Here is a 26,340-nt window from a genome sequence, read left to right as displayed (position 1 = left end):
ACAAGGGAAAGGCCCCGCTTGGCGGGGCCTTTTAGGTTTTTCATCCTGTGGTTGGCGATTAACTGGGCGACATACCACGCAGGCGTTCAGAGCGGCGGCGCAGCATCTCGACCGTGGTCAGAAGCGCAATGGAAATCACCACCAGGATCGTTGCCACCGCAAGGATGGTGGGCGATATCTGCTCGCGCAGGCCGATGAACATCTGCCAGGGCAGCGTCTTTTGCCCGGCCGAGCCGACGAAGAGCACCACCACCACCTCGTCAAAGGAGGTGATGAAGGCAAAAAGGCCGCCGGAGATCACGCCCGGCAGGATCAGCGGCATCTGCACCCGGAAGAAGGTGGTGACAGGCCCTGCGCCCATGTTCGCCGCCGCGCGAGTCAGCGAGCGGTCGAAGCCCACCAGGGTGGCCGTGACGGTGATGATCACGAAGGGGATGCCCAGCGCGGCGTGTGCCAGTACCACGCCGAGATAGGTGCCTTGCAGGCCGATCCGGCTGTAGAAGAAATACATGCCCGCAGCGGAGATGATCAGCGGCACGATCATCGGCGAGATCAGGATCGCCATGATCGCGCGGCGGAACGGCACATGCGGCTGGCTGAGGCCGATGGCCGCCAGGGTGCCGAAGCCCACCGACAGGAGTGTCGCCATCGGCGCGATCCTCACCGAATTCCACAGCGCCTGCTGCCAGTCGTCGTTGGTGAAGAAGTCGCGGTAGTGCTTGAGCGAATAGCCTTCGGGGTCGAAGCGCAGCATCTCCGGGGTGAAGGTGAAGAAGTCCTGAGCGTTGAAGCTGAGCGGCATCACCACCAGGATCGGCGTGATCAGGAAGACAAAGATCACCCCACAGATCACCCTGAAGGTATAGTGCCACAGCACCTGCCCCGGGGTGAGATACGGCGCCAGATGGGCGCGGTAGCGGGAGGTTGCGATCCAGAACACGAACCAGCCGGCGAACCAGCCGAACAGCGCGCCGATCACCGCGGCAACAAAGCCGCCAAGAACGAAACCTGCTGCCGCGAAGACCGCAATCAGCAGCCAGCGCAGCGGGGTTTCCTTGTCCGTCATGCTGGCAAAAACGAAGCCGATCACGCCCAGCAGCGCTGCGCCGATCAGCACCCCCATAAGGCCGGAGCCCTGGGCGGTGCCGACGAAGAGGCCGAAGAAGGCCCCCGCGGCGGCGGCAGTGGCCGCAGTGAAGCCGGGGGTTTGGTTTTCAACAGGTGTCAAAGCCATTTCGGTTATCCCAGTTTCACGTTGTCGATGCCGACGATCTTGTCATAGGCCCAGTAGAGCGCCAGGACGATCACCAGCAGGATGGTGCCGAGCGCGGCCGCAAGACCCCAGTTCAGCGACTGCGAGATATGGTAGGCGATCCGGTTGGAGATGAAGACACCTTTGGTGCCGCCGACCAGTTCCGGCGTGATGTAGTAGCCGATCGCCAGGATGAAGACGAGGATCGAGCCCGCGCCGATGCCCGGCACCGACTGCGGGAAGTAAACCCGCCAGAAGGCCGTCCAGTTGGTCGCGCCCAGCGATTTCGCTGCCCGCAGGTAGGAGGGGTTGATGGTCTGCATTACCGAATACATCGGCAGGATCATGAACGGCAGCAGGATGTGGGTCATCGCTACAATGGTGCCGAACTGGTTGTTGATCATAACCAGCCGGTCGCTGTCGCCCACCAGGCCCAGCCAGACGAGGGTGTCGTTAATCACGCCCTGCTGCTGCAGCATCACTTTCCACGCCGAGGTCCGCACCAGAAGCGAGGTCCAGAATGGCAGCAGCACCAGGATCATCAGCAGGTTCGCAGTGCGCGACGGCAGGTTGGCCAAGATCCAGGCCACAGGGTAGCCAAGCACAATGCAGCTGCAGGTGATCGCCAGCGACATGATCAGCGTGCGCATGAACAGGGTGCCGTAAATGCGCTCGTCCTCGGGGCGCAATTCGGGGCCGTCCGGGCTTTTCTGCAGGTCGGCGGCGTTCAGGAAATAGCCATTGGTGTATTTGCCCGCATAGGTCTTGAGCGTGCGCCAGACCTCGGGATCGGCCCAGTCCTTGTCCATTTTGACGAAGGCGTCACGGGCGGATTCGGTTTCCATCTGGCCGGATTCGATCAGGGCCGCGGCTTCCTGCAGCAGACGCTGTGCGTCGCCGCTGAAGGCCTGTGCCGCCTGCGGGTTGGCCGCCAGATCGGAATGAAGCGCCATATAGACCGGTGCCCAGGGCTCTTCCTCGGTGGGGCTGTCGTTGTCCTCTTCCTGGATAGTGCGCGCAAAGCTCAGATAGGTATCGCTGGCCTTGGGCAGCGCTTCACGGGCACTGTCAGACAGCTGGAACGGCGGTTCGGTTTCGCCGTCCGCGCGGCTGGCCAGCCACTCCGGGTCGGCAAAGACCGACATAAAGGTCTGCGGCTCCTCCCAGGCGGGGTCAAGTGCTTCGAATTGTTTCAAATAGCCCTCGCCGACGTCGTCGACGCGGCGGCCCGCCTTGCGGAACAGCGAGGAGATGCCGGGTGTTTCGTAATTCAGACGGGTGCCGACGCGGGTATGCCGCTTGCGTTCGGCCGCCACGACGAGGTCATAGGCCAGCGCCTCGAAAACCGCCTCAGGAGGCGTTTCGCCGCTGTCTGCGTCCCAGTCCTGCACCGCCACCACGGTCTGCGGAAGGGTGTCCTGCACGATGCGGTTCTCGACCGAACGGAACAGCATGTCCGCGATCGGGAGAATGAAGGTCAGCAGGACAAAGAGCAGAAGCGGCGCGATCAGCATCAGCGCGCGGATCTTCTGCATCCGGAGGGCCCGGGCGAGGCTGCGCTTCAGCGGCGTGCCGTCGGCGGCCAATACCGGACCGGATTGGGTGATGTCACTCATGGGGTTCCCCGTCGGGTCTTTTATTTTGTGGGGCGGGGGCCTGCGCATGGCGGCCCCCGCCGGGCCTCTCATCAGGAGGTCAGATTACTTGGCCAGCCATGCCTGGAACTTGGCGTTCAGGTCATCGCGGTTGTCTGCCCACCATTCGTAGTCATAGACGTGGACATTGGCGGAGTTCGCCGGGTCTGTCGGCATGTGCGGCGCCATGTCGATGCCCAGTTCGGCGTGCTTACCAACCAGCGCTGCCGAAGAGGCACGGGCCGGACCGTAGGAAATGTAGGCAGCCTGGTCAGCCAGACGCTGGGTGTCGGTGGCGAACTTCAGGAAGTCCATCACACGGGCCTTGCGGTCTGCGGGCAGGCCTGCCGGGATCACCCAGCCGTCGAGGTCAAAGGACTGCATGTCCCAGAGCATTCCGATCGGCTGGCCCTGCTCGGCGATTGCCGAGAACAGACGGCCGTTGAAGGTCGAGCCCATTACAACTTCGCCATCGGCCAGCAGCTGCGGGGTTTCGGCGCCTGCGGTCCACCAGACCACCTGGTCCTTGATGGTGTCGAGCTTGGCCAGCGCCTGGTCAACACCTTCATCGGTGCCCAGCACGTCATAGATCTCGTCCTTGGCCACGCCGTCGCAGTACAGAGCCCATTCCATGTTGTCGATCGGGCGCTTCTGCAGCGAGCGCTTGCCCGGATATTTTTCGGTGTCGAAGATCGCGCAGACCGAATCTGGCTGGTCGATCAGGTCCGTGCGGTAGCCGAAGGTGGTCGAATAGACGATCTGCGGCACGAAGCAGTCGCTGACGATCAGGTCGCCGAAATCTTCGGAGGCCGGGGTGCCGTCGGGCGCTTCTGCCAGAACCTCGTCATGATCAATTTCTTCCGCCAGGCCTTCGTCGCACAGGCGCATGGAGTCGGAGGCCACGGCATCCACCAGGTCCCAGGTCACATTGCCGGCTTCGTTCATCGCACGGATTTTGGCCACGGCTTCGGCCGAGCTTTCATCCCAGATGATTTTCACGTCGGGGTTCTGCGCCAGGTAAGGCTCGACATAGGCCTTGTGCTGGCTGGCCTGATAGGCTCCGCCCCAGGATACCAAAGTCAGCTCATTGGCCATTTCTTCGGCAAAGGCCGAAGGGGCGCAAAGGGCGGTGGTCACCGCCAGTGCAGACAGTTTGCTGATTTTCATAGAGAGTCTCTCCTTGTTGAATTTCACAAATGTGAAGCCCCCGGTCGTTCTTCTGCCGGGGGTTCGGCGCGCGCGGATCAGGCGTCCAGCGCGCGGCAGTCTTCCGGCAGCCAGCCGATTTCGATCTGCTGACCGGGCTGCAGCCGGACTTGGTCCGGGGCATTCCGGGTCTTGATGATGAATTCATCATTGCCGGCCACCCGCAGACGGGTACGGAAGATGTCGCCCATATAAATGAACTCCAGCACTTCCGCCTTAAGTGTATGGACGCCTTCCTGCAGGCGGTCCTTGTTGTATTCCACCCGTTCGGGACGGATCGACACGCGGGTGCGCTCGCCAGGTTGCGAGACGTTGACCGGCTTGCAGTCGATCAGCTCGCCATCGTCCAGCTGCACCAGTGCAATGCCGTTGTTGATTTCCTTGACGGTGCCTTCCAGCGTGTTGTTTTCACCGATGAACTGAGCAACGAAGCTGTTTTCCGGGCTTTCGTACAGCTGGTCCGGCGGCGCAATCTGTTGAATGCGGCCATCATCGAACACGGCGACGCGGTCCGACATGGTCAGCGCTTCGGTCTGGTCGTGGGTCACGTAGACCACCGTAATGCCCAGGCGGTGCGCCAGATGGGTGATCTCAAACTGCATCTTCTCGCGCAACTGCTTGTCGAGCGCGCCCAGCGGTTCGTCCATCAGCACCAGCTCCGGTTCGAACACCAGGGCGCGGGCCAGGGCGATCCGCTGCTGCTGGCCGCCGGACAGCTGGGCCGGGCGGCGGCCGCCAAAGGCCCCCATTTCCACCATGTCCAACGCCCGCTTCACCTTTTCCTCGCGCTCGGACTTGCCCATGTTGCGGACTTCCAGCGGGAAGGAGAGGTTTTCCGCAATCGTCATATGCGGAAACAGGGCGTAGTTCTGGAACACCATACCGATGCCGCGCTTGTGCGGCGGGATGTTGTTGATCGAGGTCCCGTCCAGGCGGATGTCGCCATGGGTCGCGGTTTCAAAACCGGCCAGCATCATCAGGCAGGTGGTTTTCCCAGACCCGGACGGGCCAAGCATTGTCAGAAATTCGCCCTTGGGCATTGTGAGGTTGAGATCTTTGACAACGAGATTTTCGCCATCGTAGCTCTTTTGGACGCGTTCGAATTCAACGAACGCATCAACGTTTGACGCATCAGCCAAAGCAGGCTCCCCGTAGTTTTGTCATCCGGCAGATTTTCTCTGCGCTTGTTCGAAGTTAATCACACCAAAGCTACCAAGCGCTAGGTATGAAAAAAATATTCTTTCAGAGGCCGGGGTACGAATTTCATACTTCGGTCCCATCCCCGTGCGGAAAAGAATATCCTTACGGAACCCTAGTCCGGTTGCACAAGGTCAGATCGGACATTTTGCGACACCCTTCAGACATTTTGCGCCGCATCACTCAAATCAATAGCCGGAAAACGACGCTTCCCAAGCTTTCACCGAAAAAAAGGCCCGGCAGACAGGCTGCCGGGCCGCAATGAGTCGCAAGCTGAACCGGAGCGGTTGCGGCTGCGGACAGGGGAATCAGGCGCTGTGCAGCAGATCCTGCGCCTTCAGCTCGGCATAGCATTCATCCAGCGATTTGGCGGCACGCTCAATCAGCACGTCAATCTGCTCCGGGGTGATCACCAGCGGCGGCGAGATGATCATCCGGTCGCCCACATGGCGCATCACAAGATTGTTGGCAAAACAGCGCTCGCGACAGATGTACCCGACGGTGCCCGCATCAGACGCAAAGGCCGCACGGGTTTCCTTGTTCGGTGTCAGCGCTATCGAGCCCATCATGCCGACGATCTTGGCCTCGCCCACCAGCGGGTGGTCGATCAGCGCTTCCCATTTCTGTTTCAGATAGGGGGCCGCAACGTCGCGCACATGACCCAGGATGTTCTCCTCCTCCAGGATGCGCAGGTTTTCCAGAGCCACGGCCGCCGCCACAGGGTGGCCGGAGTAGGTATAGCCGTGGTTGAACTCATCACCCGCAATCACGGAGGCGATCTCATCGCTGACGATGGAGCCGCCGATGGGCGCATAGCCGGAGCTGAGGCCCTTGGCGATGGTCATTATGTCGGGGCGGATATTCAGGGTCTGGCTGCCGAACCAGTTGCCGGTGCGCCCGAAGCCGCAGATCACCTCATCCGCAATCAGCAGGATTTCATACTTGTCACAGATGCGCTGGATTTCCGGCCAGTAGCTGTCCGGCGGCACGATGACGCCGCCCGCCCCTTGCACCGGCTCCGCAATGAATGCGGCGACGCGGTCTTCGCCCAGTTCCAGAATTGCCTCTTCCAGCTCACGCGCACGCTGCAGGCCGAATTCCTCCGGCGGCATGTCGCCGCCCTCGGCCCACCAGTTGGGCTGGTTGATGTGGTGGATGTCCGGGATCGGCATGCCGCCTTGCGCGTGCATGCCGCTCATGCCGCCCAGGGATCCGCTGCCGACGGAGGAGCCGTGGTAGGCGTTCTTGCGGCTGATGATGACGGACTTTGACGGCTTGCCCTTCAGCGCCCAGTAATGGCGCACCATGCGGATGTTCGTGTCGTTGGCCTCGGAACCGGAGCCGGCAAAAAACACATTGTTCAGATCGCCCGGCGCCAGTTCGGCGATCTTGGCAGCCAGCGCGATGGCAGGCACGTGTGTGGTCTGGAAGAAGGTGTTGTAATAGGGCAGCTCGCGCATCTGACGGGCCGCAACTTCGGCCAGCTCGTCACGGCCATAGCCGATGTTGACGCACCACAGGCCCGCCATCGCATCGAGGATCTGATGACCCTCGCTGTCGGTCAGATGCACACCGTCAGCGCGGGTAATGATGCGCGCGCCCTTCTGCGACAGCTCGCCGTTGGCGGTGAACGGGTGCATGTGATGGGCCGCGTCCAGCGCCTGCAGCTCGGCCGTCGGCATGTGGTTGGTGATCACGGTCATGGGACTCGCTCCTGAGAAAGACTGATTGGACCCAGAATATGATCAAATTCTCAGGTGTCAATCGAATCAGTTGGCGCCCTGCAGCCCCTGAACCACATGCTCCATGCCCTCGTAGACGTCCCGCTCCATCGCCAATGCCGCCATTTCCGGGTCCTGCCGCCGCAGCGCGTCGAGGATGTCCTTGTGCCGGTCCGGAAAGCTTTGCGTGCCGAGACGCCCGCTGACCACCCGCAGCGAGGGCCCGAAGCGCAGCCACAGACGGTCGGCAATGTCGCTGAGAATAGGCGCATTGGCATGCGCATAGAGTGCCGAGTGAAAGCTGTAGTTCTGCACGAGGTAGCCCGCCACATCACCGGTCGCGATGGCCTTGTCGAGCGCATTGTCGATGGCCACGAGCTCCTCTATATCCGCCGGGCCGACCTGCTGTGTAGCCCGGCGCGCAAGCTCGCATTCTATTGTTTTTCTGGCAAAAATAAGCTCTTCCAGATCTTCTGGCCCCAGCAGCGGAACGGACACGCGGCGGTTGCCCTGGAACATCAGCGCCCCGTCTGAGATCAGCCGCCGGATCGCCTCGCGCACCGGGGTCATGCCGGCCTCCAGCGTCTCCACCAAACCTTGGATTGTCACCGCCTGGCCGGGCACCAGTTCGCCGAACAGTATCTGCGCCCTGAGCTTCTGGTAAACGATCTCATGTGCGGGCAGTTTCGCCTGGTTTTCCTGCGCCGTTTCGGCTGGCGAAGTCGTCTCTGTCACCTGGGGGTTTCCTCCTCGATTTTGGCCAGCTTGCACCATCCTGAGCCAAGTGAAAACATAAAGAGTATTGCCGAACGCGGCAAAACTTGATCAAATCCTTTTACAGCCGGACCCCGAAACCGGCACGCACAGGGAGAAATTCATGACACTGAAAACGATGACCATGACCGCCGTCGTTGCCCTCGGCACGGCTGCCGCGGCCGCGGCGGAAGAGGTTCGCGTCTACAATTGGTCCGACTACATTGACGAAAGCCTGCTGGAAAAGTTCGAGCAGGAAACCGGCATCGACCTGATCTACGACGTCTTCGACAGCAACGAGGTTCTTGAGACCAAGATGCTGGCGGGCGGCTCGGGCTATGATGTGGTGGTGCCGACCGGCTCCTTTTTGGCACGTCAGATCCAGGCCGGCGCTTTCCAGAAGCTGGATCCCGCCAAGCTGCCCAACAAGGAAAACATGTGGGACGCGATCGAAGAGCGCACCGCGCGCTATGATCCCGGCAACGAGTTTTCCATCAACTACATGTGGGGCACCACCGGCATCGGCGTGAATACCGCCAAGGTCAAGGAAGTGCTGGGCGAAGATGCCCCGATCGACTCGCTGGAGCTGGTGTTCAACCCGGAGAACATGGAAAAGCTGGCAAGCTGCGGCGTGCATTTCCTGGACGCCCCGGACGAGATGATCCCGGCGGCCCTGAAATATATCGGCGAAGACCCCAACAGCATGGATGCTGATGTTGTGGCCAAAGCCGAGCCGGTGCTGATGGCCGTGCGCCCCTATGTCACCAAGTTCCACAGCTCCGAATACATCAACGCCCTGGCCAATGGCGATATCTGCGTGGCCTTCGGCTGGTCCGGCGACATCCTGCAGGCGCGCGACCGCGCGGCCGAAGCGGATAACGGCGTCGATATTGAGTTCAACGCTCCCAAGGAAGGCGCACTCATGTGGTTTGACCAGATGGCGATTCCGGTCGATGCCCCGAACCCTGAAGGCGCCCACAAGTTCCTGAACTTCATCATGGACGCACAGAACATGGCAACGGCGTCCAACTACGTCTATTACGCCAATGGCAACAAGGCGTCCCAGGAACTTCTGGAAGAGGATGTGATCGGCGATCCAGCAATCTATCCCAACGAAGAAACCGTCAAAAACCTGTACATCAAAGAAGGCTACCCGCCGAAAGTACAGCGCAAGGCCACCCGCATGTGGACCAAGATCAAGTCCGGCACCTGATCTGCCGCACATGACCCGCGGGGCGCATATGCCGCCCCGCACCCCCTCACGCGCCTGGCTGTGCCTCGCGCGGCCAACCAATACATCCGCGCGACACTTCGCAGAAGAGGCCCGGCTTGACTGCTTCCGTATTCGAACCCTGGAACGATCCTGAGGCTAAGCCCTTGATCCACTTCCAGAACGTCACCAAACGCTTTGGTGAGTTCACCGCCATCGACAATCTGACCATCGACATCTACGAGCGGGAATTCTACGCCCTGCTGGGCCCCTCTGGCTGCGGCAAGACCACGCTGATGCGGATGCTCGCCGGGTTCGAAACCCCGACCGAGGGCAAGATCTTCCTGGCCGGGCAGGATATTGCCCCGGTGCCCCCCAACAAGCGCGCCGTGAACATGATGTTCCAGTCCTATGCGCTGTTCCCGCACCTGTCGATCTGGGAGAACATCGCCTTTGGCCTGAAGCGCGAGGGGATGCCCAAGCACGATATCAACGACCGGGTCGAGGAAATGCTGCGGCTGACCCGGCTGGAGAAGTTCGCCCGCCGCAAACCGCATCAGATCTCCGGCGGCCAGCGGCAGCGGGTGGCGCTGGCGCGGTCGCTGGCCAAGGCGCCAAAGCTGCTGCTGCTGGACGAGCCGCTGGGCGCGCTCGACAAAAAGCTGCGCCAGGACACCCAGTTTGAACTGATGGACATCCAGGAAAAGACCGGCACCACCTTTGTGATCGTGACCCACGATCAGGAAGAGGCCATGACGGTCGCTTCCCGTGTGGCGGTGATGGATCACGGCAAGATCGTTCAGGTGGCGACACCGGACCGGATCTATGAAACACCCAATTCAGTTTACGTTGCAGACTTCATTGGCGATGTGAACCTGATCGAAGGCACCGCCAAACCCAACGGCAGCGGCACCTATGCGATGTCCTGGCACGAAGGCCAGCCGCCACTCAGCATACAGTCCGCCAACGGCTTCTCCGACGGCCAGAAATGCCACTTGGCAATCCGCCCGGAGAAAGTCTCAATCAGCGCTGAAAAACCGGCGGCGGCGGACAATGCCGTGCAGGGCCGTATCCTCGACATCGCCTATCTCGGCAATATCTCCACCTACCACGTCGAACTGCCGACCGGCGCGTTGATCAAGGCGCAAGCCGCAAACACCCGCCGCATCGCCCGCCGCGATTTCACTTGGGAAGACACTGTCTGGCTGTCCTGGACCGCCACGGCAGGCGTTCTGCTGGCAGAATGATGCGCCGCTTTGTTCTAATTGCCGTCCCCTATGCCTGGCTTCTGGCGCTGTTCCTGGTGCCCTTTGCCATTGTCCTGAAAATCTCGCTGTCGGATTACGCGGTCTCAATCCCGCCGTACGTTCCGCAATTCGATTGGGCTGAGGGTATCTCTGCCTTCCTGGCGGAGCTGGATTTTGAAAATTTCGTCTGGCTGACGGAGGATGATCTCTACTGGAAGGCTTATCTCAGCTCCTTGAAGATCGCCGCCGCCTCCACCTTGCTGACCCTTCTTGCGGGCTACCCGATTGCCTATGGCATGGCCCGCGCGCCTGCCGAGTGGCGGCCGACGCTCATGATGCTGGTAATCCTGCCGTTCTGGACGTCCTTCCTGATCCGCGTCTATGCGTGGATGGGCATCCTGTCCAACGAAGGCTTCCTCAACCAGTTTCTGATGTGGACCGGCGTGATCTCCGAACCGCTGACCATCCTCAACACCAATTCCGCTGTCTACATCGGTATCGTCTACACCTACCTGCCCTTCATGATCCTGCCGGTTTATTCGGCTCTGGAACGTCTGGACGGCTCGCTGATCGAAGCGGCAGAGGACCTGGGCTGCTCGCGCCTCACGGCCTTTTGGCTGGTCACCATTCCCCTGTCTAAAAACGGCATCATTGCCGGCAGCTTCCTGGTCTTCATTCCGGTCTTGGGTGAATTCGTGATCCCGTCCCTGCTGGGCGGGTCGGACACCCTGATGATCGGCAAGGTTCTGTGGGAGGAGTTCTTCTCGAACCGCGACTGGCCGGTGGCATCCGCTGTGGCGGTGGTTCTGCTGCTGTTGCTCATCATCCCGATCGTGCTGTTCCAGCGCAATCAGCAGAAACAGCAGGAGGCCGAGCAATGAACCGCCTGAGCTGGTTTAACGCCGTATCGCTGACCCTCGGCTTTGCTTTCCTCTACATCCCGATGGTGATCCTGGTGATCTTCAGCTTCAACGAAAGCAAGCTGGTCACCGTCTGGGCGGGTTTCTCGACAAAATGGTACGGGGAACTGCTGCAAAACGACGCCTTTCTGAACGCCGCTTGGGTGACGCTGAAAGTGGCCGTGTTCTCCTCCACCATAGCGACTGTCCTGGGCACCATCGCGGCCTATGTGCTGGTGCGCGGCGGGCGGTTCATGGGGCGGACACTGTTTTCCGGCATGATCTATGCGCCGCTGGTGATGCCAGAGGTGATCACCGGCCTGTCGCTGCTTCTACTGTTCATCGGCATCGGCCTGGACCGCGGCGTGTTTACCATCGTGCTGGCCCACACCACATTCTCCATGTGTTATGTGTCGGTGGTGGTGTCCTCCCGCCTTGTGAGCTTTGACCGCTCGCTGGAGGAGGCGGCGCTGGATCTGGGCTGCTCCCCGGCGGAGGCCTTCCGCCTGGTAACCCTGCCGATCATTGCGCCCGCGGTAATTTCCGGCTGGCTCCTGGCCTTTACCCTGTCGCTCGATGACCTGGTGATCGCCTCCTTTACCGCCGGTCCGTCAGCCACCACCCTGCCGATCAAGATCTTCTCTGCCGTGCGCCTGGGCGTCAGCCCCGAGATAAACGCGCTGTCGACGATCATGATCAGCATTGTCACCGTCGGAGTTATCACCGCCTCGCTGGTGACCAAGCATCAGGTGGCGCGTCAGAAACGGGAGGAACAGGCCGCGGTGCGCGCCTGATGCGCCGGATTTTCTCTGCCTACGCCTATGGTCCCGGCCCGCGCAGCAACTGCTGGTGGGACGAGACCATCGCGGCACCGGACTGGCCGATGCTGCAGGGGGAGGTGTCCGCCGATGTGGCAATCATCGGGGGCGGCTTTACCGGGGTGTCGGCGGCGCTGCATCTGGCGGAAAGCGGGGTGTCCGTCGCGGTGCTGGAGGCCGAAACCCCGGGCTGGGGCGCTTCTGGCCGCAACGGCGGGTTTTGCTGCCTTGGCGGGTCCAAGCTTTCTGGCTCCGCCATGCGCCGCCTTTATGGAAAACAGGCTGCAGACACCTATGACGCCGGCGAGGAAGCCGCGGTGCATCTGGTGCGGGATCTGCTGAACGTCCATGGCATCGACGCCGACACCCACTCGGACGGGGAAACCCAGCTGGCGCATAGCGAAAAGGCCGCGCGCCGCCTGCGGGCGCAAGCCGACACCATACGCGCCGCAGGTGGGGATCCGGGCTTCCTGACCCGGGACCAGCTGGCGGAGAACGGTCTGAACGGCTCTTTCCATGCGGCGCTGACAACGCCGGTTGGCTTTGCCCTGAACCCGCGCAAATACCTGATCGGCCTGGCCAAGACCGCCCAAGGTGCCGGGGCCAACCTTTATCAGCGCAGTGCTGCCCAGTCGGTACGTCAAGACCGCGGCGGTTACAGAATTGCGACTAATCAGGGCGTTTTGCGGGCTTCTAAAGTCATCATCGCCACCAATGGCTACTCATCCGAGGACCTGCCGGGCTGGCTGGCCGGGCGTTACATGCCTGCGCAGTCCACCGTCATGGTGACCCGCCCGCTGACGGAGGCCGAGCTGCAGGCGCAAGGCTGGTATTCGCATCAGATGGCCTATGATACCCGCAACCTGCTGCACTATTTCCGGCTAATGCCGGACAAGCGGTTTTTGTTCGGAATGCGCGGCGGGCTGCAGGCCTCGCCGCGGGCCGAGGCCGCAATCCGGCGCAAGCTGCGGCAGGATTTTGAGATGATGTTCCCGGCCTGGCATACTGTCGAGACCACCCATTGCTGGTCCGGCATGGTGTGCCTGTCCCGGAATCTGGTCCCCTTCGTGGCGCCGGTCCCGGAGATGCCGGGCCTCTATGCCGGTCTCTGCTACCACGGCAACGGAGTCGCCATGGGCAGCTATGCCGGGCGGCTGCTGAGCGATCTGGTCCAGGGCCGGACGCCTGACCTGCCCTACTCTCCCGTAATGCAGAAAATGGCGCGGTTCCCGTTTGGCCGCGCCCGCCGGGTCCTGATGCCGCCAGCCTATGCGCTGCTTGGTCTGATGGACTGAAGCGCCGCGCGCTCCAGCTCAAACGCCTCCCGGTCCCTGGCGCTGCCGCGCTCAGCCCGCCACAGGCAATAGGCCGCCATGCGCCAGTGGAACCAGGGCTTGAGCGCCAGCACCCGGCCGGCAATCCGCGGGTCGGGATAGGCGGCGAGAAACGCGTCCTCCTCCGGCTTCGACAGCGGCGCCCCCCGGTACATCAGCTGCATTGCAGGCGACAGAAACAGCGCGAGATCCTCCGCCGGATCACCGATCTGCGGACATTGCCAGTCAATCAGCGTCAGGGTGCCATCATGCGCCAGCAGATTACCGGGCACAGGATCGCCGTGGATTAGAACCGGTTGCGGCAGCGGAGGAACCTGCCCAAGCGGGCGCAAGGCCGCCAGCTGATCCCGATCATGGCAGCTTTTCAGAATCTCAAAGGTTTGGACCTCAAGCGCGGCGCTGCCGTTCACGCCCTCCGGCAAGCCCGGCGGCGGTGCCAGATCGTGCAGCCGCCCCAGAAGCTGGGCGACATGGCCGGTGTCCTGCTGCCAGGGACTGCCGTTGACGTGGGCATAGGCCAGCCACCTGCGGCCCTCGAACACCCCGGTTTGGACCAGCGACGGCACCATCCCAGTGCCGGACAGAACGGTCAGCACCGCAATTTCCCGCGCCGGGTCATTGGCGAACAGCGGGTTGTTTCCATCCGCGGCATACAGTTTGATCACCAGCCCGCCTGCCCGCCAGACATGGTTTGAACGCCCCCCGGTCAGTCGCCGGGGCGCGGGAACATACAGGCCCGTCGCGGATAGATGCGCAAAGAAACGGGCTTCGAACTGGTCAGGCAGCGTTTGCAGGGTGGTCTCCGGTATTATGCCGCCCTGTTCTTAGACAGTTTTTCCGCCTGCGGATACTGCCGGATCAGCTTTGCGGATCGCGAAGCGCGCTGACGGCAGAGGCCAAGACTACCGAACCGCCTTCTGTGATCAGTCCCACATCGCCGCCCTGCATCCGGGTCTCGTTCACCTTGAAATAAATCTCGGCGTATTCCTGCAGCAAAAGCTCGTCACCCTTTCTGCTTTCGATGACGAACTTGTACTCCCCCGTTTCCAGCGGATTGCCGTCATCATCCAGACCCGTCCACTGGTAAGGTTCAGCCGAGACCGGCAGGGTTACGCGCTGCACTTCGGCGCCCTTGGTGTCCTGTACGACCAAAGTCACCGAATCCGCGGCAGCCGCCGGGTTAGGCGCAATGGTAATTTCGCCGCTGCCGTCAAAATAGCCCGGAGCCACGCCTCGCGCCTCCATCCCGACCCAGCCGGACAGTGCCGCCATATTTGCAAGGCCAAGCTGTGATTGCAGGCCTTCGAGCAAAGTGTTGCTCTTGGTCTGCTGCTCCACCATTGAGAATTGAGCCAGCTGTGCCGCGTATTCGGTCGAATCAAGCGGCTCCAGCGGATCTTGGTTCGTTGCTTGCGCTGTCAGCATTTTCACGAAGGTTTCGAAGTCGGATGTCAGCCCGGATGTTTTCTGGGAGGCCGCCGGCTGCAAAGTGGTTTGTGCCGCAGGGGTTCCCGCGGAAGTGACTGCTGTTGTCATTTGATCAGACCCTCATGTCCACGCCGGTTTCACCCAGCCGGAGGTTTTGCGTTACTGGTTCAGTGGTATCCGCCGCATCGGCGCTGCGCGATCCTGCGCCCCCGGAAGAGGATCCTGCGCCGCCATCCGCATCATTCGCGGATTGCCCGCCTGTCTGGCCGCCGCTGAATTCAAAGGAGATGTCCTCATACCCCATGCGGCGGAATTCTTCGGCCAATTCGTGAATATGGCGGCGCATAAGATCGCCGGTTTCCGGCCGTTCCGTTTGAATAATCATTGTGATGCCCGTTTCACCGGCCACTACGCGCATCCTCACGTGGCCCAGCTCCTGCGGATTCAGCGAAACCTCAACTTTCTGCTCGCCCTTGGCCGCAAATGCCTCGGCCAGTTGTGCCGCAACCATGCGCGGCGTCTCGGGTCTGTGCACCGTGCCTGTGCCAATGGAGGCCTCAGCCAGAAGCTGTGTCAGTCCAGGCACCTCGCCGGACAGGCCAAATGCGCCCGGCAGCAAGTCATCGGATCCAGACAGCAGTTCTGCACCCGGCGAACCCGCGGCAAGCCCGCCGGCCATCAACGGCTGAAGTATGGCAGTGGCGGGCTGAAGCGGTTGCGGTGCGGACGCTGCCGCGGCGGTACGGATTTCCCCGGCCTTGAGCACGCCGGAAATCAACCTGCCGGTTTCAACTGCCTCAGCGTCTGCCGGAGCATCGCTGCTAAGCACCGTTGTTGCAGCGTCGGCTCTATGTCCTGGCCCCTTTGGCGCGGCTTGGCCAGTGGTAAGCGCCTGAACCATGCCTGGTGCGGCTGGTACTCTGGATTGTACCGCGCCCTCGGGCGGCGTAACCGCCTGCTGGGCGTCCGCCTGCATAAGTGGAGAATTGGAGGTCACAGATGCGGGGGCCGCTGCGTGAATGGAGGCGGCAGGCGCTTGCCCGGAAACCGCAATACCCTTGTCTCCCTGCCCCGCAGCGGTGCTGGATTGCCGCCGTCCTGCCGGCGGTTGCGCATCGGCAATTGCGGCCGCCTTTACTGACATTTCCGGAGCCACGCGGGCGGTAGCGTTGGCCTCCTTTGCTTCGGACGCCTGCGGATTCGCGCTTATGTCCGACAGCTTCGCTGCGTCACGGCTGGGGGCAGCCTCTGCCTGATCTTGTCCAGCTGCCTGAGTTCGAGAGGATTCCTCGATTGTTACGGTCTGGCCGCTGACTGCGTCTGCCTGGTTCTGTTCCCTGGCCCGGCCGACTGCCTGTTCTGGGCCGTCTGAGGCGGCTGCAGCCGACTGCACTTCAAAACCGTTTCCGCGGGAGGGCATTCCGGCACCGGACGCACGACCGCTTTCACTCCGCTGTTCTCCGCCGTCTGGACGGTCTGTAGAGACCGGAGGCATTTGCTTGCGCTCAGTGTCAGGATCAGAAGCGGAGCGCTCCTGTCCTGCCGCAATTGCGGCTTCTGAAACGGTATGACCAGAAGTGCTGCCCAACGGCTCTTCATCCGTTTCGGCCTCAGCGAGTCCGACTTCGGCATCAGGATGCTTGGCTGCAGTCCCCGCAAGCCCTGCGTCTGCCTCATTAAGTTTGGCTACACCCTCAGGCGTTCCGGTTCCGGCCCCGGTCACTCCTGCTCCTGTCTCGGTCATTCCCGGTCCGGTCTCGGTCACTCCCGGTCCGGCCTCGGTCATTCCCGGTCCGGCCTGGGTCGTTCCTGCTCCGGCCGCAGCCATTGCGGCTCCGGGCTTATCTTTTTCAGTTCCGGCCCCCTCGGCCTCAAGTCCGTCTGATTCGGTTCCGGCTTCCGGCTCTGCCGGGTCTCTCTCACCTGAAACCGCATCAGAAGCTGCTCTTTCACGGCCAGATTGAGCCGCGACAAGATCAGCAAAATCACTGGAACTGTTAGATTTTTTGGATGACTCCCCGGTCACGGCCGGCACCTTGCCAACAGAACCGGCTTCAAAGCCAAGGATCGAATTCATCATCATGATCGTCTTCCAGACATTCTATCTCGACCCGGACAGACTTATCCAAAAGCGGTTACGGCAATTTTAACCGGTTCCGGCGCAGTTTCAGAAAATCGATGAAATTCGACATTCAACCGGAGAACCGGACATGCCAGATCTACTGCCCAACACGCTGCAGACTGTATCTGCAGTTCCCCCCGCACGGCCTGCAGGCAGCGACCCGCTGCGCGAGGCCGCTATTGAGCTGGAAGCCTCTTTTCTTGCGCAAATGCTGAAATCCGCAGGCCTTGGCGAATCCCGAGAAGGTTTTGGCGGCGGCGCAGGCGAAGACCAGTTTTCCAGCTTTCTTATCCGCGAACAGGCCAATCAGATTGCCCGCTCTGGCGGCATTGGCCTGGCCGAATCACTTTATCACGCATTGAAGGAGACCCAAGGTGAGTGACCTGAAACCGCAAAAGCTCATTGATGAGCTGGACCAAATCCTCGACCGCGAGCGTACTGCCCTGATGGCTGGCGACCTTGGCAAGCTGGAAGAGCTTCTTGCCAAAAAGGAGAGAGTGATCGGCAAGCTGAACTCTGTGTCAGAGCTGGAACGCGAGTCTCTGGCGCAGGTTCAGACCAAAGTGTCCCGTAATCAGCAGCTGCTGGACAGCGCCATGGACGGTATCCGCTCCGTCGCGGCGCGCATGGCCGAACTGCGCCGTATCCGGAAGGGGCTGGACGTGTATGACCAGGCCGGACGCAGGAACCGGTACGGCACCCGCAGCGGCGCCAAGCTGGAAAAACGCGCCTGATGCAATTTTGGGAAAATTCTAAAAATCCAAATCCCGGCATTAGCACTCCCTTAGCAACTCCTGCGCCAAAGTCGCCTTGCACCTCATGAGGGGTGGCGCGGAAGCCAGACGGCGGAACGCACAGTCAGAAAGACGTCAACCAACGCCCCGCCGGGGCACAGAATAAAGGGGCCAAAGCGCCCCGCAGCTAAAGGAAAAAGCTATGACCAGCATTCTGACAAATAACGGCGCAATGGTTGCTTTGCAGACTCTGAAGACTGTGAACAACAACCTGGAAGAAACCCAGAACCAGATCTCGACCGGTAAAGAGGTCGGCAAAGCCAAGGACAACTCCGCTGTCTGGGCAATCTCCAAGTCGATGGAATCGGACATTCAAGCGTTTGAAGCCGTCTCCGATGCTCTGGATTTCGGTGAGGCTACCGTCGCTGTTGCCTCCTCTGGCATGGAGCAGATCGTGGAAACGCTGAAGGAAATGCGCGAGCTGACCGTTGCAGGTGTTTCCCAGAACGTGGACCACAACAAGATCGCAAACGACTTGGCCAAGAAAAAGGAACAGATCGACTCGATCATCTCTTCGGCGTCCTTCAACGGTGCCAACCTGCTGGACGTTTCGGGTGCGACCCAACTGCAAGTTCAGGGCGGTCTCGAAGCAGGTACCGACGTGATCGCAGTTGCCCACATCGATGCGACAACCTCGATCAGCGACATTCTGGCCACCACCCTCGACTCGACCAACGCGGCAACCGTTCTGACTGAAATCGAAGCGGCCCTGTCCTTTGCAATCGACTCCGCAGCTCAGCTGGGTGCCGACGCCAACCGCCTGACCGACCAGAACGATTTCGTCTCGAAACTGACGGACTCGCTGAAATCGGGCGTTAGCACCATGAGCGACACCAACATGGAAGAGGCGTCTGCGCGACTGAAAGCCTTGCAGACCCAGCAGCAGCTGGCGGTGCAGTCACTGACCATCGCGAACCAGGCGCCATCGACCCTGCAGCAGCTGTTCCGTTAACAGCCTGACCCGGGGCGCTGATAGCGCCCCGGTCTTCCCTCTCAGAGAACCTGAAGAATAATACGTTAGGAAAACACGTGAATGCCCTTCTGAAGGCGAAGAGTGCCTACTCGGCGGCAAAGTCCCCGACCCGGACAGCTAAGAATTTCGAGTATGAGGTGGTCGCCCGCGTCACGCGCCAGCTGATCACGGCGGCGCAGAAAGGCCGCGGCGGGTTCAATGAACTTGCAGTTGCATTGAATGATAACCGAAAGCTTTGGTCCATTTTCACTGCGGATCTCGCGTCCAAAGGCAACGCTCTGCCGGATGATCTCAAGCTGAATCTGTTTGAACTGGCGGAATTCACGAGACAGCACACCAGCAAAGTGCTTCAGCGCAAGGCCAATGTTCGGCCCCTGGTGGAAATCAATACGGCCATCATGCGTGGCCTCCGCAGCGGAGCTTCCTGAATATGAGCGGACTTGTCCTGAAACTTGCCCCCAAGGAGCGTGTCCTTGTGAATGGCGCGGTGATTGAAAACGGCGACCGCCGCAGCCGCCTCTCCATTGTAACCCCGGATGCCAACATTCTGCGCCTGCGCGATGCCATTCATCCCGAAGAAGCCAATACACCGGTGCGCCGGGTCTGCTATGCCGCGCAGCTGATTCTGTCCGGCGATGCCGACCCCGAGGAAGAGCGCCTGCCGATGCTGCGCCGGATCGAGGAGCTGAGCCAAGTGTTCACCGACCCCGACAGCCGCGCCTCGCTGGCAGAAGCAACGGACGCCTTGATCGGCAACAACCACTACCGGTGCCTGAAAGCGCTGCGCACCTTGCTGGCGCGCGAAGACCGTCTGTTTGCCGTCCGGCCGTCATGAGCTTCCAGCCCCTCTCGCCGACAGGGGGAATTGCGGGCTGGAAACTACTGCACGCCGCCTGAGATAAACCTTGCGAAGTTCTCACCCGGAATTCAGCGCTGAAGTGTGCGCGGGTGTGACTTCTTGGAAACATCATCAGCGCTAGAGAAGGCCGGGGATCTGATCAGCGATCCCCGGTTTTTTTTGGGCGTGGCGCCCGGCGCTTTACGTATGGAGGAGGATAACTCCAAGAGGGCTTGTTAAAGCGGGCCCTCCAAGAAGGAGACCAAGCCGGTAACGCTCTGACCAACCGCCTTGGCGATGGCCGCACAGCGCAATTCAGTGAGGTTTTAAGGTTTGGCCCGCGACGGCCGCTCGAGGCTAGCGACGCCTGGGTAATGCGAGATTTGGCCGGCACCAAGCAGGTGCAATCCCTCAGAAACACCGGTGGCGAGCCGCCCCAATCCTTGAGGGCTTCATTGTTGCGTAGACGTGACAGGCCCATCTTTGCAGAGATCGGCACCTCAGCAGTCAGCAAGTGGGCCGACGGGCCTGAACAGCCCACTTTGAACGAGCTGTTCGCAACTGCAAAGGGTCTGCCGTCTCCTCCGTACCAGATCGGCCTGCCTGGCGAATGGACAAATTCAATCACGGCCTCATGCGATAACCGGCAGCCATAACATCGCTATTTTCCGCGGCTTGGTGGGGATGGGCGAACGGGTCAGCAGCAATCTGGTCCGGGGCAAGAGCCGCTGGATTCGAGCTCAGCAGCCCCTCAGTCATAATACCTTTTCTGCTGCCAAGCTGATCAGTACGATCCGCGAAACCGGCCGTCTGAAAACGGCGCTGTAAGCCTTGGCCAGCGCCGATTATCACATTCTTTGTATAATCAAGCCGCGCCTCAGCGCCCCGCCTTGGCGCGGCGCAACAGCAGAAGCAGGCGGTTGAAACTGCTGGTGATGCCTTCCGGGTCTTCGCGGCCGAAGAAGGCGTCCAGCTCGGGCCAAAGCTTTACAGCCTGGTCCAGCACAGCGTCATTGCCTTCAGCATACAGTCCGGCCCGGATCATCACCTCGGATTGCTCATAGGCGCCTAAGTATTTGCGCACGTCCTGGATCGCAGCGTTTTCATCGGCCGTGGCCGCGGCAGGCAGGCTGCGCGACACCGATCGCGACACGTCGATCGCCGGGAACCTGCCGCGTTCTGCAATTTCCCGGCTCAACACGATATGCCCGTCCAGCACGCCGCGCAGGATATCGGCAATCGGCTCATCCATATCGGAGCCGGCCACGAGCACGCTGAAAACAGCGGTGATGTCGCCCTGCCCATCGCCGCCAGGACCAGCCCGTTCGCACAGCCCGGTAATCAGCGGCGTCACCGAAGGCGGGTAGCCGCGCAGCGCAGGCGCCTCTCCCGAGGCCGCAGAGATTTCCCGGTGCGCCTCGGCAAAGCGGGTCACCGAGTCTGCCAAAAACAGCACATTCTTGCCTTGGTCGCGAAAATGTTCCGCCACGGTCATGGCGGCCCAAGCGCAGCGGCGCCGGACCAGCGCCGACTGATCAGATGTCGCCGCCACCACCACAGCGCGGCGCATGCCCTCGGGCCCAAGGACCTCTTCGACAAAGTGGTTCACCTCGCGGCCGCGTTCGCCGATCAGAGCCATCACCACCACATCCGCTTCCATGGCTTTCGCCAGTTTGGCCAGCAGTGAGGACTTCCCCACCCCGGAGCCTGCAAAAAGACCCACGCGCTGGCCGCGCACAATTGGGAGAATCGTATTCAGCAAGGCCTGTCCGGTGGGCAGCCGTTCCCCCATGCCGCGCCGTCCTGCGGCCTTGGGCGGGGCCGCCATCAGATCCCGTGGTACGGAACCCGGGAGCATCGGGCGGCCGTCAAGCGGTTCGCCGAACGGGTCGATCACCCGGCCGATCCAATGATCGCTGGGCGCAAACTCCGGCGACGGATGCAGCAGAACCGCATCGCCGATTGCGGCGCCATCCGGGGCCCGGTCAGGCAACATGCTGATATTATTACCGCTGATCTTAAGGACTTCGCCGTGCAGCTCATCGTTCGAACCGCGGCGCAACACCAGCCGGTCACCAATCCGGGCAGCCGAAGCAAGCCCGCCGATTTCGATCTCCCCGCCCGAGATTCCAGTCACCCGGCCCATCTGCGTCGCCAAGCGCTTGCTGGCAATTTGACGGGTCAGTGCTTGCAGCTCTGCTTTCATGGCGGCGCTCTCCATTGGTGTCCTGAAAACAATTTCTAAAGGAATCGGGGTTAAGCCTTGATTGAAATCGATCAAGGGAGAAGCCCTGGTGTTCACAGAATTGAACGTATTCAAGATTGCCTATTCCATGGCGACCCATGCCGGCAAGCGCCAGGCACTGGTATCCCAGAATATCGCCAACGCCGATACGCCCGGTTACCACGCCAAAGATATCAAGCCCTTCAAGGAAGTCTTTGCTGCAGGCGCCCGCCCAAACAGCATGATCGCAACCCGCGGCAGCCATTTGAACGGCAACGCAGGCAGCCAGATGGACTGGGCGGTCATTTCCGACGAAACCGGCAGCGATCCCAATGGCAACTCAGTTTCCGTCGAAGCGGAGCTGCTGAAAGGCGTTGATACGGAACGCCAGCACAAGCGTGCCATGGCCATTTACAAATCCTCCATGAATATCCTGCGCGCCAGCCTGGGCAAAACCTGAGGAGGCATGAGAGATGAGTGAATTTTCCAAAGCCCTTTCCGTCACTGCCAGCGGTCTCAAGGCGCAAGCCGCGCGCCTGCGCCATGTGTCGGAGAACATTTCAAACGCCGACACGCCGGGATACCGCCGCAAGGCAGTGCCTTTCGAATCGGTGCGCGAACTTCGGACAGATGTGGAGCATGTGCGCACCGGCCGGGTCACCCTGGACCGCAGCGAGCTGCAAAAAGTCTATGACCCGTCGCATCCGCTGGCTGACGAAAGCGGTCATTTCGAAGGCTCCAACGTGGATCTGATGATCGAGATCGCCGACGCCCGCGAAGCCCAGCGCAGCTATGAGGCTAACCTGAAAATGTTCGAGCAGACCCGGTCTATGTCTGCCTCGCTGATGGAACTTTTGAGACGCTAACTGAAATTTTTGGAGATCCAGAATGGATATTCGCAGCCTTTCCGCCGCCAGCGGCTATGCCGCCGCCCGCCCTGCCACCAAAGCTGACCCGAATCATGAAAGCACCGGTGCCGGCGCCCAACTGAAGCAGAGCTTTGAAAACTTTACTGCGGCCCTGCAGAACAGCGAGCAAGTCTCGGTGCAGGCGATGACGTCGCAAGCTGATCCGCATGCGCTTGTGCAGGCGCTGGCGCAGACCGAACTGGCGGTCGAAACCGCTGTCACCGTGCGCAACAAGGTCGTCGAGGCCTATCAGGAAATCCTGAGGATGCCGGTCTAAGCCATGATGAGTGAAAGCCTCTTCTATGACACGCTGCGCCAGGCGCTTTGGGCCGCTGTCACCATGGCGACGCCAATCCTGGTCGTCGCGCTGGTGGTCGGTCTGGCCATTGGCCTGTTTCAGGCGCTGACCTCGGTGCAGGAAATGACGCTGACTTTCGTGCCCAAGCTGACTGCGATCCTGGTCGTGTTCTGGATGACAATGGGCTTCATGACACAAACTCTGGTGGCCTTTTTCGACGGCCACGTTGTTCCAATGATTGCCGGAGGCTCGTAATGGGAAACGCAGGTTACGCCACCATTTCACGCCAGTCAGGCCTGATGCGGGAAATGCGCGTCATTGCCAACAACATCGCAAACTCCGCGACGACCGGATACCGCCAGGAAGGGCTGATCTTCTCGGAATTCGTGCAATCCTCGCCCGGCCAGCCGTCCTTGTCGATGTCGCGTGCCAATATCTTCAACACTTCGATGCAGCAGGGGCAGCTGACGAATACCGGCGGTACCTTCGATTTTGCTATCGAAGGGGATGGCTTCTTTATGGTCGAAACCCCCCAGGGGGAGCGGCTGACGCGCTCCGGCGCCTTCTCCCCGAATGCAGACGGTGATCTGGTGACAATGGACGGCTACCGGGTGCTGGATGCAGGCCGCGCGCCGGTCTTTGTACCGCCGGATGCCGGCAAGATCGAAGTGGGCGCGGACGGCTCGCTGAGCGCAAACGGCCGCCTTCTGGGGCAGCTCGGCCTGTTCAAACCGGTCGAGAAACACACGCTTGTGCGCGAGGACGGTGTGATGTTCCGCGTCGAGGGCGACATTGAGGAGAACTTCGACTCGAAGGTCCTGCAGGGCTTTCTTGAAGGCTCCAACGTCAATGCGATTTCCGAAGTCAGCCGGATGATCGAAGTGCAGCGCGCCTATGAGATGGGCCAGAGCTTTCTGCAAGCAGAAGACGAGCGCATCCGCAATGCCATCAAAAACCTGATCAAGTCCTAGGAGAATCCAGATGCGTGCCCTCAAGATCGCAGCAACCGGCATGAGCGCCCAGCAGTTGCGGGTGGAGACTATCTCCAACAACCTCGCCAACATGAACACCACCGCCTACAACGCCCGCCGCGCCGAGTTCGCAGATCTGCACTACCAGCAGATTTCGCGCGCAGGAACTGTGAATGCTTCGGACGGCACCGTGCTGCCGACCGGCGTGCAGGTTGGCCTTGGTGTGCGCCCGGCCGCTGTGTCCGTGCATCTGTCACAGGGGGCGCTGCAGCAGACCAACAACGACTTGGATATCGCCATCGACGGCAAGGGCTACTTGGAGGTGACCCTGCCCTCCGGCCAGACCGCTTATACCCGCGACGGCGCGCTGAAACGCTCGGCCGAAGGGCTGATCGTGACCTCGGACGGTTTCGCAGTGTCGCCGGAAGTCACCATTCCTGACGATGCCACCAGCATTTCGATCAATGCCGAGGGCGAAGTCTACGGGTACTTCGCGGATTCTCCCGAGGGCCAGCTGCTGGGTCAGTTCACCCTGGCCGGCTTCACCAACCCCAAGGGGCTTGAGGCAATCGGCAGCAACCTGTTCACCGAAACAGAAGCCTCGGGCGCAGCCACTGTATCCACCGCTGGCGAAGACGGGCTCGGCACCCTGCGCCAGGGCTATTTGGAAGGCAGCTCGGTCGATGCAGTGCGCGAGGTGACGGAGCTGATCGAAGCCCAGCGCGGTTATGAAATGAACGCCAAGGTCATCTCGGCTGTCGACCAGATGATGGGTGCAACTACACAGGTGCGCTGATGAAACTTGCTCTTGCCTGCCTCACTGCCGCTGCTTTGTGCGCTCCGCCTGCCTGGGCGGACTACCTGATCCCGCTGCGGACAATCCGCGCCAAGGAAATCGTGAACCCCGAAGACCTGGCGCTCAAAAAGGGCGAGATCCTCGGGGCGCTATCGGACCCGGCAGAAGTTACAGGCATGGAAGCACGTGTCTCTCTCTACGCCGGGCGGCCCTTGCGGCCCGGCGATATCGGCCCGCCGGCCATTGTTGAACGTAACGACCTGGTCACCCTGATCTTCCGTCAGGGCGTGCTGACCATTGCCGCGGAAGGGCGTGCCCTGGGCCGCGGTGCCGCTGGTGAAGCTGTCCGGGTCATGAATCTCTCTTCCCGCACCACCGTCACCGGACGGGTCAAGGAAGACGGCTCCGTCGAGGTAAACTGATGACTATGAAATTCTCCCCCGTCAAACCGCTGCTTTTCGGGCTGGCCTTTCTAGGCGCCTGCGGCCGGATGGACCACCTGGGCAAGCCGCCCTCCTTCACCCCTGCCAATGAAAGCCAGGAGCATGTGGCGATGCTGTACCAAGGGCTGCCCGCGCAGACCCAAAACCGGCGCACCGTTGACGGCTCCTCGCTGTGGAGCGGCTCGCAGCAATCGCTGCTCGGCGACCGCCGCGCGATCAAGCGGGGGGATATCCTGACGGTGGTGATCGAGATCGACGAAGAAGCAGAGATCTCCAACGACACCCAGCGTTCGCGGTCGGGGTCCGAAAGCCTGAACATGCCTCAGCTTCTGGGCTTGCCGCAGCGGCTGGACAGAAAATTGCCGGAAGGCGCCACTTCGGCAGACGCTGTGGAGCTTGGCAGCTCCAGTTCCGCCGGCGGCAAGGGTTCCGTGAAACGCAGCGAGAAATTGGAGTTGCGGGTGGCGGCCACCGTTGTCGACGTTCTGCCCAACGGCGTACTGGCGATCAGCGGCACCCAGGAGCTGCGGGTGAACTTCGAACTGCGCGAACTGCTTGTGACCGGGTATGTCCGGCCCCAGGACATCAGCCGCCAGAATGAAATCACCTATGACAAGATTGCTTCGGCGCGCGTTTCTTACGGCGGCCGCGGCCAGATCACCGATGTCCAGCAGCCGCGCTACGGCCAGCAGCTGCTTGACGCTGTCCTGCCGTTCTGAGGGTTGCTATGCTGTCGAAACTCCTGCCAGTCATCCTGCTGATCCTCGGAACCGGAGGCGGCATAGGTGCCGGTATTATGCTGATGCCCGCACCTGAAGAAAAGCATGCTGCCGAACCCGGCAGCGCTGCGAAGCCCGCCGAGGAAACCGCAGAGGAAATCGCTGAAGACGGCGAAGAGAACCAGCGCGAATACATCAAGATCAGCAATCAGTTTGTCGTGCCTGTTGTGGAGCGTGATCAACTGACCTCGCTGGTAGTGCTGTCGCTGAGCCTGGAGGCCAAGCAAGGCACCGGTGAGAAAGTCCGCACCTTAGAGCCAAAACTGCGCGATGTCTTCCTGCAAGTCCTCTTCGACCACGCCAACATGGGCGGCTTCCGCGGCGCTTTCACCCGGTCTGATGTGCTGGAGCCGCTGCGCACCGCCCTGCGCGAGGCTGCGCAGAAACACATCGGCAAGGGTGTGTATGATGTGCTGATCATGGAGATTTCCCGGCAGGACGTCTGACTGCAGCACACCGGTTCAAACTAAAAAAGCCGGCCTCTTGAGGCCGGCT

The 26,340-nt window shown here is 61.2% G+C and carries 31 protein-coding genes; 21 read left to right on the top strand and 10 right to left on the bottom strand.

Annotated elements, in window-relative coordinates:
* Positions 1-58 precede the first annotated feature (58 nt).
* From ACTRWG_RS02370 to ACTRWG_RS02345, 6 genes are all read right to left on the bottom strand, one after another.
* Positions 59-1,234, bottom strand: coding sequence for an ABC transporter permease (locus ACTRWG_RS02370; protein WP_027235768.1), 1,176 nt, complete (start codon positions 1,232-1,234; stop codon positions 59-61).
* A 5-nt stretch (positions 1,235-1,239) separates the two neighbouring features.
* Positions 1,240-2,868 (bottom strand): ABC transporter permease, encoded by a 1,629-nt coding sequence (locus ACTRWG_RS02365; protein WP_462828888.1) that lies wholly within the window; start codon positions 2,866-2,868, stop codon positions 1,240-1,242.
* Positions 2,869-2,952: 84 nt separating this feature from the next.
* Entirely contained in the window at positions 2,953-4,053 is a 1,101-nt protein-coding gene (locus ACTRWG_RS02360; protein WP_027235770.1) for an extracellular solute-binding protein, read from the bottom strand.
* Between the two features lie 77 nt (positions 4,054-4,130).
* Positions 4,131-5,231, bottom strand: a complete 1,101-nt coding sequence (locus ACTRWG_RS02355) for an ABC transporter ATP-binding protein (protein ID WP_027235771.1) — start codon at positions 5,229-5,231, stop codon at positions 4,131-4,133.
* A gap of 366 nt (positions 5,232-5,597) precedes the next feature.
* Positions 5,598-6,992 carry an aspartate aminotransferase family protein gene (locus tag ACTRWG_RS02350; protein ID WP_027235772.1) on the bottom strand — a complete coding sequence of 465 codons (1,395 nt, stop codon included), beginning with the start codon at positions 6,990-6,992 and terminating at the stop codon, positions 5,598-5,600.
* Between the two features lie 66 nt (positions 6,993-7,058).
* Positions 7,059-7,745 carry a GntR family transcriptional regulator gene (locus ACTRWG_RS02345; protein WP_027235773.1) on the bottom strand — a complete coding sequence of 229 codons (687 nt, stop codon included), beginning with the start codon at positions 7,743-7,745 and terminating at the stop codon, positions 7,059-7,061.
* A gap of 142 nt (positions 7,746-7,887) precedes the next feature.
* On the opposite strand from ACTRWG_RS02345, the gene ACTRWG_RS02340 reads away from it, so the two are divergent.
* The 5 genes from ACTRWG_RS02340 (at position 7,888) to ACTRWG_RS02320 (ending at position 13,232) form a co-directional block, all read left to right on the top strand.
* Positions 7,888-8,976 carry a polyamine ABC transporter substrate-binding protein gene (locus tag ACTRWG_RS02340; RefSeq protein WP_027235774.1) on the top strand — a complete coding sequence of 363 codons (1,089 nt, stop codon included), beginning with the start codon at positions 7,888-7,890 and terminating at the stop codon, positions 8,974-8,976.
* Positions 8,977-9,092: 116 nt separating this feature from the next.
* Complete coding sequence (locus ACTRWG_RS02335; RefSeq protein ID WP_027235775.1) at positions 9,093-10,220, top strand: ABC transporter ATP-binding protein; 1,128 nt, start codon at positions 9,093-9,095, stop codon at positions 10,218-10,220.
* Positions 10,220-11,101 (top strand): ABC transporter permease subunit, encoded by an 882-nt coding sequence (locus ACTRWG_RS02330; protein ID WP_027235776.1) that lies wholly within the window; start codon positions 10,220-10,222, stop codon positions 11,099-11,101. Before ACTRWG_RS02335 ends, ACTRWG_RS02330 begins: the two co-directional genes overlap by 1 nt.
* A complete protein-coding gene (locus tag ACTRWG_RS02325) occupies positions 11,098-11,913 on the top strand; it encodes an ABC transporter permease (RefSeq protein WP_027235777.1) in 816 nt (271 codons plus the stop codon). The genes ACTRWG_RS02330 and ACTRWG_RS02325 overlap by 4 nt, the downstream gene beginning before the upstream one ends.
* Positions 11,913-13,232, top strand: a complete 1,320-nt coding sequence (locus ACTRWG_RS02320) for an NAD(P)/FAD-dependent oxidoreductase (RefSeq protein WP_027235778.1) — start codon at positions 11,913-11,915, stop codon at positions 13,230-13,232. Before ACTRWG_RS02325 ends, ACTRWG_RS02320 begins: the two co-directional genes overlap by 1 nt.
* Here ACTRWG_RS02320 and ACTRWG_RS02315 read toward each other — a convergent pair.
* The 3 genes from ACTRWG_RS02315 to fliK all read right to left on the bottom strand — a co-directional run bounded on the left by ACTRWG_RS02315 (position 13,205) and on the right by fliK (position 16,782).
* Positions 13,205-13,981, bottom strand: a complete 777-nt coding sequence (locus ACTRWG_RS02315; RefSeq protein ID WP_084299532.1) for an aminoglycoside phosphotransferase family protein — start codon at positions 13,979-13,981, stop codon at positions 13,205-13,207. The genes ACTRWG_RS02320 and ACTRWG_RS02315 overlap by 28 nt on opposite strands.
* A gap of 148 nt (positions 13,982-14,129) precedes the next feature.
* Positions 14,130-14,807, bottom strand: coding sequence for a flagellar hook capping FlgD N-terminal domain-containing protein (locus ACTRWG_RS02310; protein ID WP_027235780.1), 678 nt, complete (start codon positions 14,805-14,807; stop codon positions 14,130-14,132).
* A 4-nt stretch (positions 14,808-14,811) separates the two neighbouring features.
* The gene (gene fliK, locus ACTRWG_RS02305) at positions 14,812-16,782 is read right to left on the bottom strand and encodes a flagellar hook-length control protein FliK (protein WP_084299534.1); all 1,971 of its coding nucleotides are present in this window, start codon (positions 16,780-16,782) and stop codon (positions 14,812-14,814) included.
* Between the two features lie 127 nt (positions 16,783-16,909).
* On the opposite strand from fliK, the gene ACTRWG_RS02300 reads away from it, so the two are divergent.
* The 7 genes from ACTRWG_RS02300 (at position 16,910) to ACTRWG_RS02270 (ending at position 20,254) form a co-directional block, all read left to right on the top strand.
* Positions 16,910-17,203: a rod-binding protein gene (locus ACTRWG_RS02300; protein ID WP_027235783.1), complete on the top strand. Its 294-nt coding sequence runs from the start codon at positions 16,910-16,912 to the stop codon at positions 17,201-17,203.
* A complete protein-coding gene (locus ACTRWG_RS02295; protein ID WP_027235784.1) occupies positions 17,196-17,555 on the top strand; it encodes a flagellar biosynthesis protein FlgN in 360 nt (119 codons plus the stop codon). The genes ACTRWG_RS02300 and ACTRWG_RS02295 overlap by 8 nt, the downstream gene beginning before the upstream one ends.
* 202 nt (positions 17,556-17,757) lie before the next feature.
* Entirely contained in the window at positions 17,758-18,567 is an 810-nt protein-coding gene (locus tag ACTRWG_RS02290; RefSeq protein WP_027235785.1) for a flagellin, read from the top strand.
* A gap of 77 nt (positions 18,568-18,644) precedes the next feature.
* Entirely contained in the window at positions 18,645-19,016 is a 372-nt protein-coding gene (flaF, locus tag ACTRWG_RS02285; protein WP_027235786.1) for a flagellar biosynthesis regulator FlaF, read from the top strand.
* A 2-nt stretch (positions 19,017-19,018) separates the two neighbouring features.
* Positions 19,019-19,423, top strand: coding sequence for a flagellar biosynthesis repressor FlbT (gene flbT, locus ACTRWG_RS02280; protein ID WP_027235787.1), 405 nt, complete (start codon positions 19,019-19,021; stop codon positions 19,421-19,423).
* Between the two features lie 236 nt (positions 19,424-19,659).
* On the top strand, positions 19,660-20,082 hold the full coding sequence (locus ACTRWG_RS02275; protein ID WP_154667775.1) for a DUF1217 domain-containing protein: 423 nt from the start codon (positions 19,660-19,662) through the stop codon (positions 20,080-20,082).
* 28 nt (positions 20,083-20,110) lie between these two features.
* Entirely contained in the window at positions 20,111-20,254 is a 144-nt protein-coding gene (locus tag ACTRWG_RS02270) for a hypothetical protein (RefSeq protein WP_154667776.1), read from the top strand.
* Positions 20,255-20,303: 49 nt separating this feature from the next.
* On the opposite strand, the gene ACTRWG_RS02265 is transcribed toward ACTRWG_RS02270, so the two are convergent.
* Entirely contained in the window at positions 20,304-21,632 is a 1,329-nt protein-coding gene (locus tag ACTRWG_RS02265; RefSeq protein WP_027235788.1) for a FliI/YscN family ATPase, read from the bottom strand.
* 88 nt (positions 21,633-21,720) lie between these two features.
* Here ACTRWG_RS02265 and ACTRWG_RS02260 point away from each other — a divergent pair, with 88 nt between their 5' ends.
* The 9 genes from ACTRWG_RS02260 to ACTRWG_RS02220 are packed head-to-tail and all read left to right on the top strand — an operon-like array spanning position 21,721 to position 26,291.
* Positions 21,721-22,110: a FlgB family protein gene (locus ACTRWG_RS02260; protein WP_027235789.1), complete on the top strand. Its 390-nt coding sequence runs from the start codon at positions 21,721-21,723 to the stop codon at positions 22,108-22,110.
* 13 nt (positions 22,111-22,123) lie between these two features.
* Entirely contained in the window at positions 22,124-22,516 is a 393-nt protein-coding gene (gene flgC / locus ACTRWG_RS02255) for a flagellar basal body rod protein FlgC (RefSeq protein WP_027235790.1), read from the top strand.
* Between the two features lie 22 nt (positions 22,517-22,538).
* Positions 22,539-22,835, top strand: coding sequence for a flagellar hook-basal body complex protein FliE (gene fliE / locus ACTRWG_RS02250; protein WP_027235791.1), 297 nt, complete (start codon positions 22,539-22,541; stop codon positions 22,833-22,835).
* 3 nt (positions 22,836-22,838) lie between these two features.
* Complete coding sequence (locus ACTRWG_RS02245) at positions 22,839-23,111, top strand: flagellar biosynthetic protein FliQ (RefSeq protein WP_027235792.1); 273 nt, start codon at positions 22,839-22,841, stop codon at positions 23,109-23,111.
* Positions 23,111-23,827, top strand: coding sequence for a flagellar hook-basal body complex protein (locus ACTRWG_RS02240; protein WP_027235793.1), 717 nt, complete (start codon positions 23,111-23,113; stop codon positions 23,825-23,827). Before ACTRWG_RS02245 ends, ACTRWG_RS02240 begins: the two co-directional genes overlap by 1 nt.
* 10 nt (positions 23,828-23,837) lie before the next feature.
* Positions 23,838-24,623, top strand: a complete 786-nt coding sequence (gene flgG / locus ACTRWG_RS02235; protein ID WP_027235794.1) for a flagellar basal-body rod protein FlgG — start codon at positions 23,838-23,840, stop codon at positions 24,621-24,623.
* Positions 24,623-25,045, top strand: coding sequence for a flagellar basal body P-ring formation chaperone FlgA (gene flgA / locus ACTRWG_RS02230; protein WP_027235795.1), 423 nt, complete (start codon positions 24,623-24,625; stop codon positions 25,043-25,045). The genes flgG and flgA overlap by 1 nt, the downstream gene beginning before the upstream one ends.
* Positions 25,045-25,785, top strand: coding sequence for a flagellar basal body L-ring protein FlgH (gene flgH, locus ACTRWG_RS02225; RefSeq protein WP_027235796.1), 741 nt, complete (start codon positions 25,045-25,047; stop codon positions 25,783-25,785). Before flgA ends, flgH begins: the two co-directional genes overlap by 1 nt.
* A gap of 8 nt (positions 25,786-25,793) precedes the next feature.
* Positions 25,794-26,291: a flagellar basal body-associated FliL family protein gene (locus tag ACTRWG_RS02220; protein WP_027235797.1), complete on the top strand. Its 498-nt coding sequence runs from the start codon at positions 25,794-25,796 to the stop codon at positions 26,289-26,291.
* The last annotated feature ends 49 nt before the right edge of the window (positions 26,292-26,340 follow it).

The sequence above is a fragment of the Leisingera sp. G5_S3_59_S7 genome (genome assembly GCF_054968485.1).
Note: the sequence above shows the minus strand (reverse complement) of the source record. Positions and strands in the feature narration are given on the sequence as shown.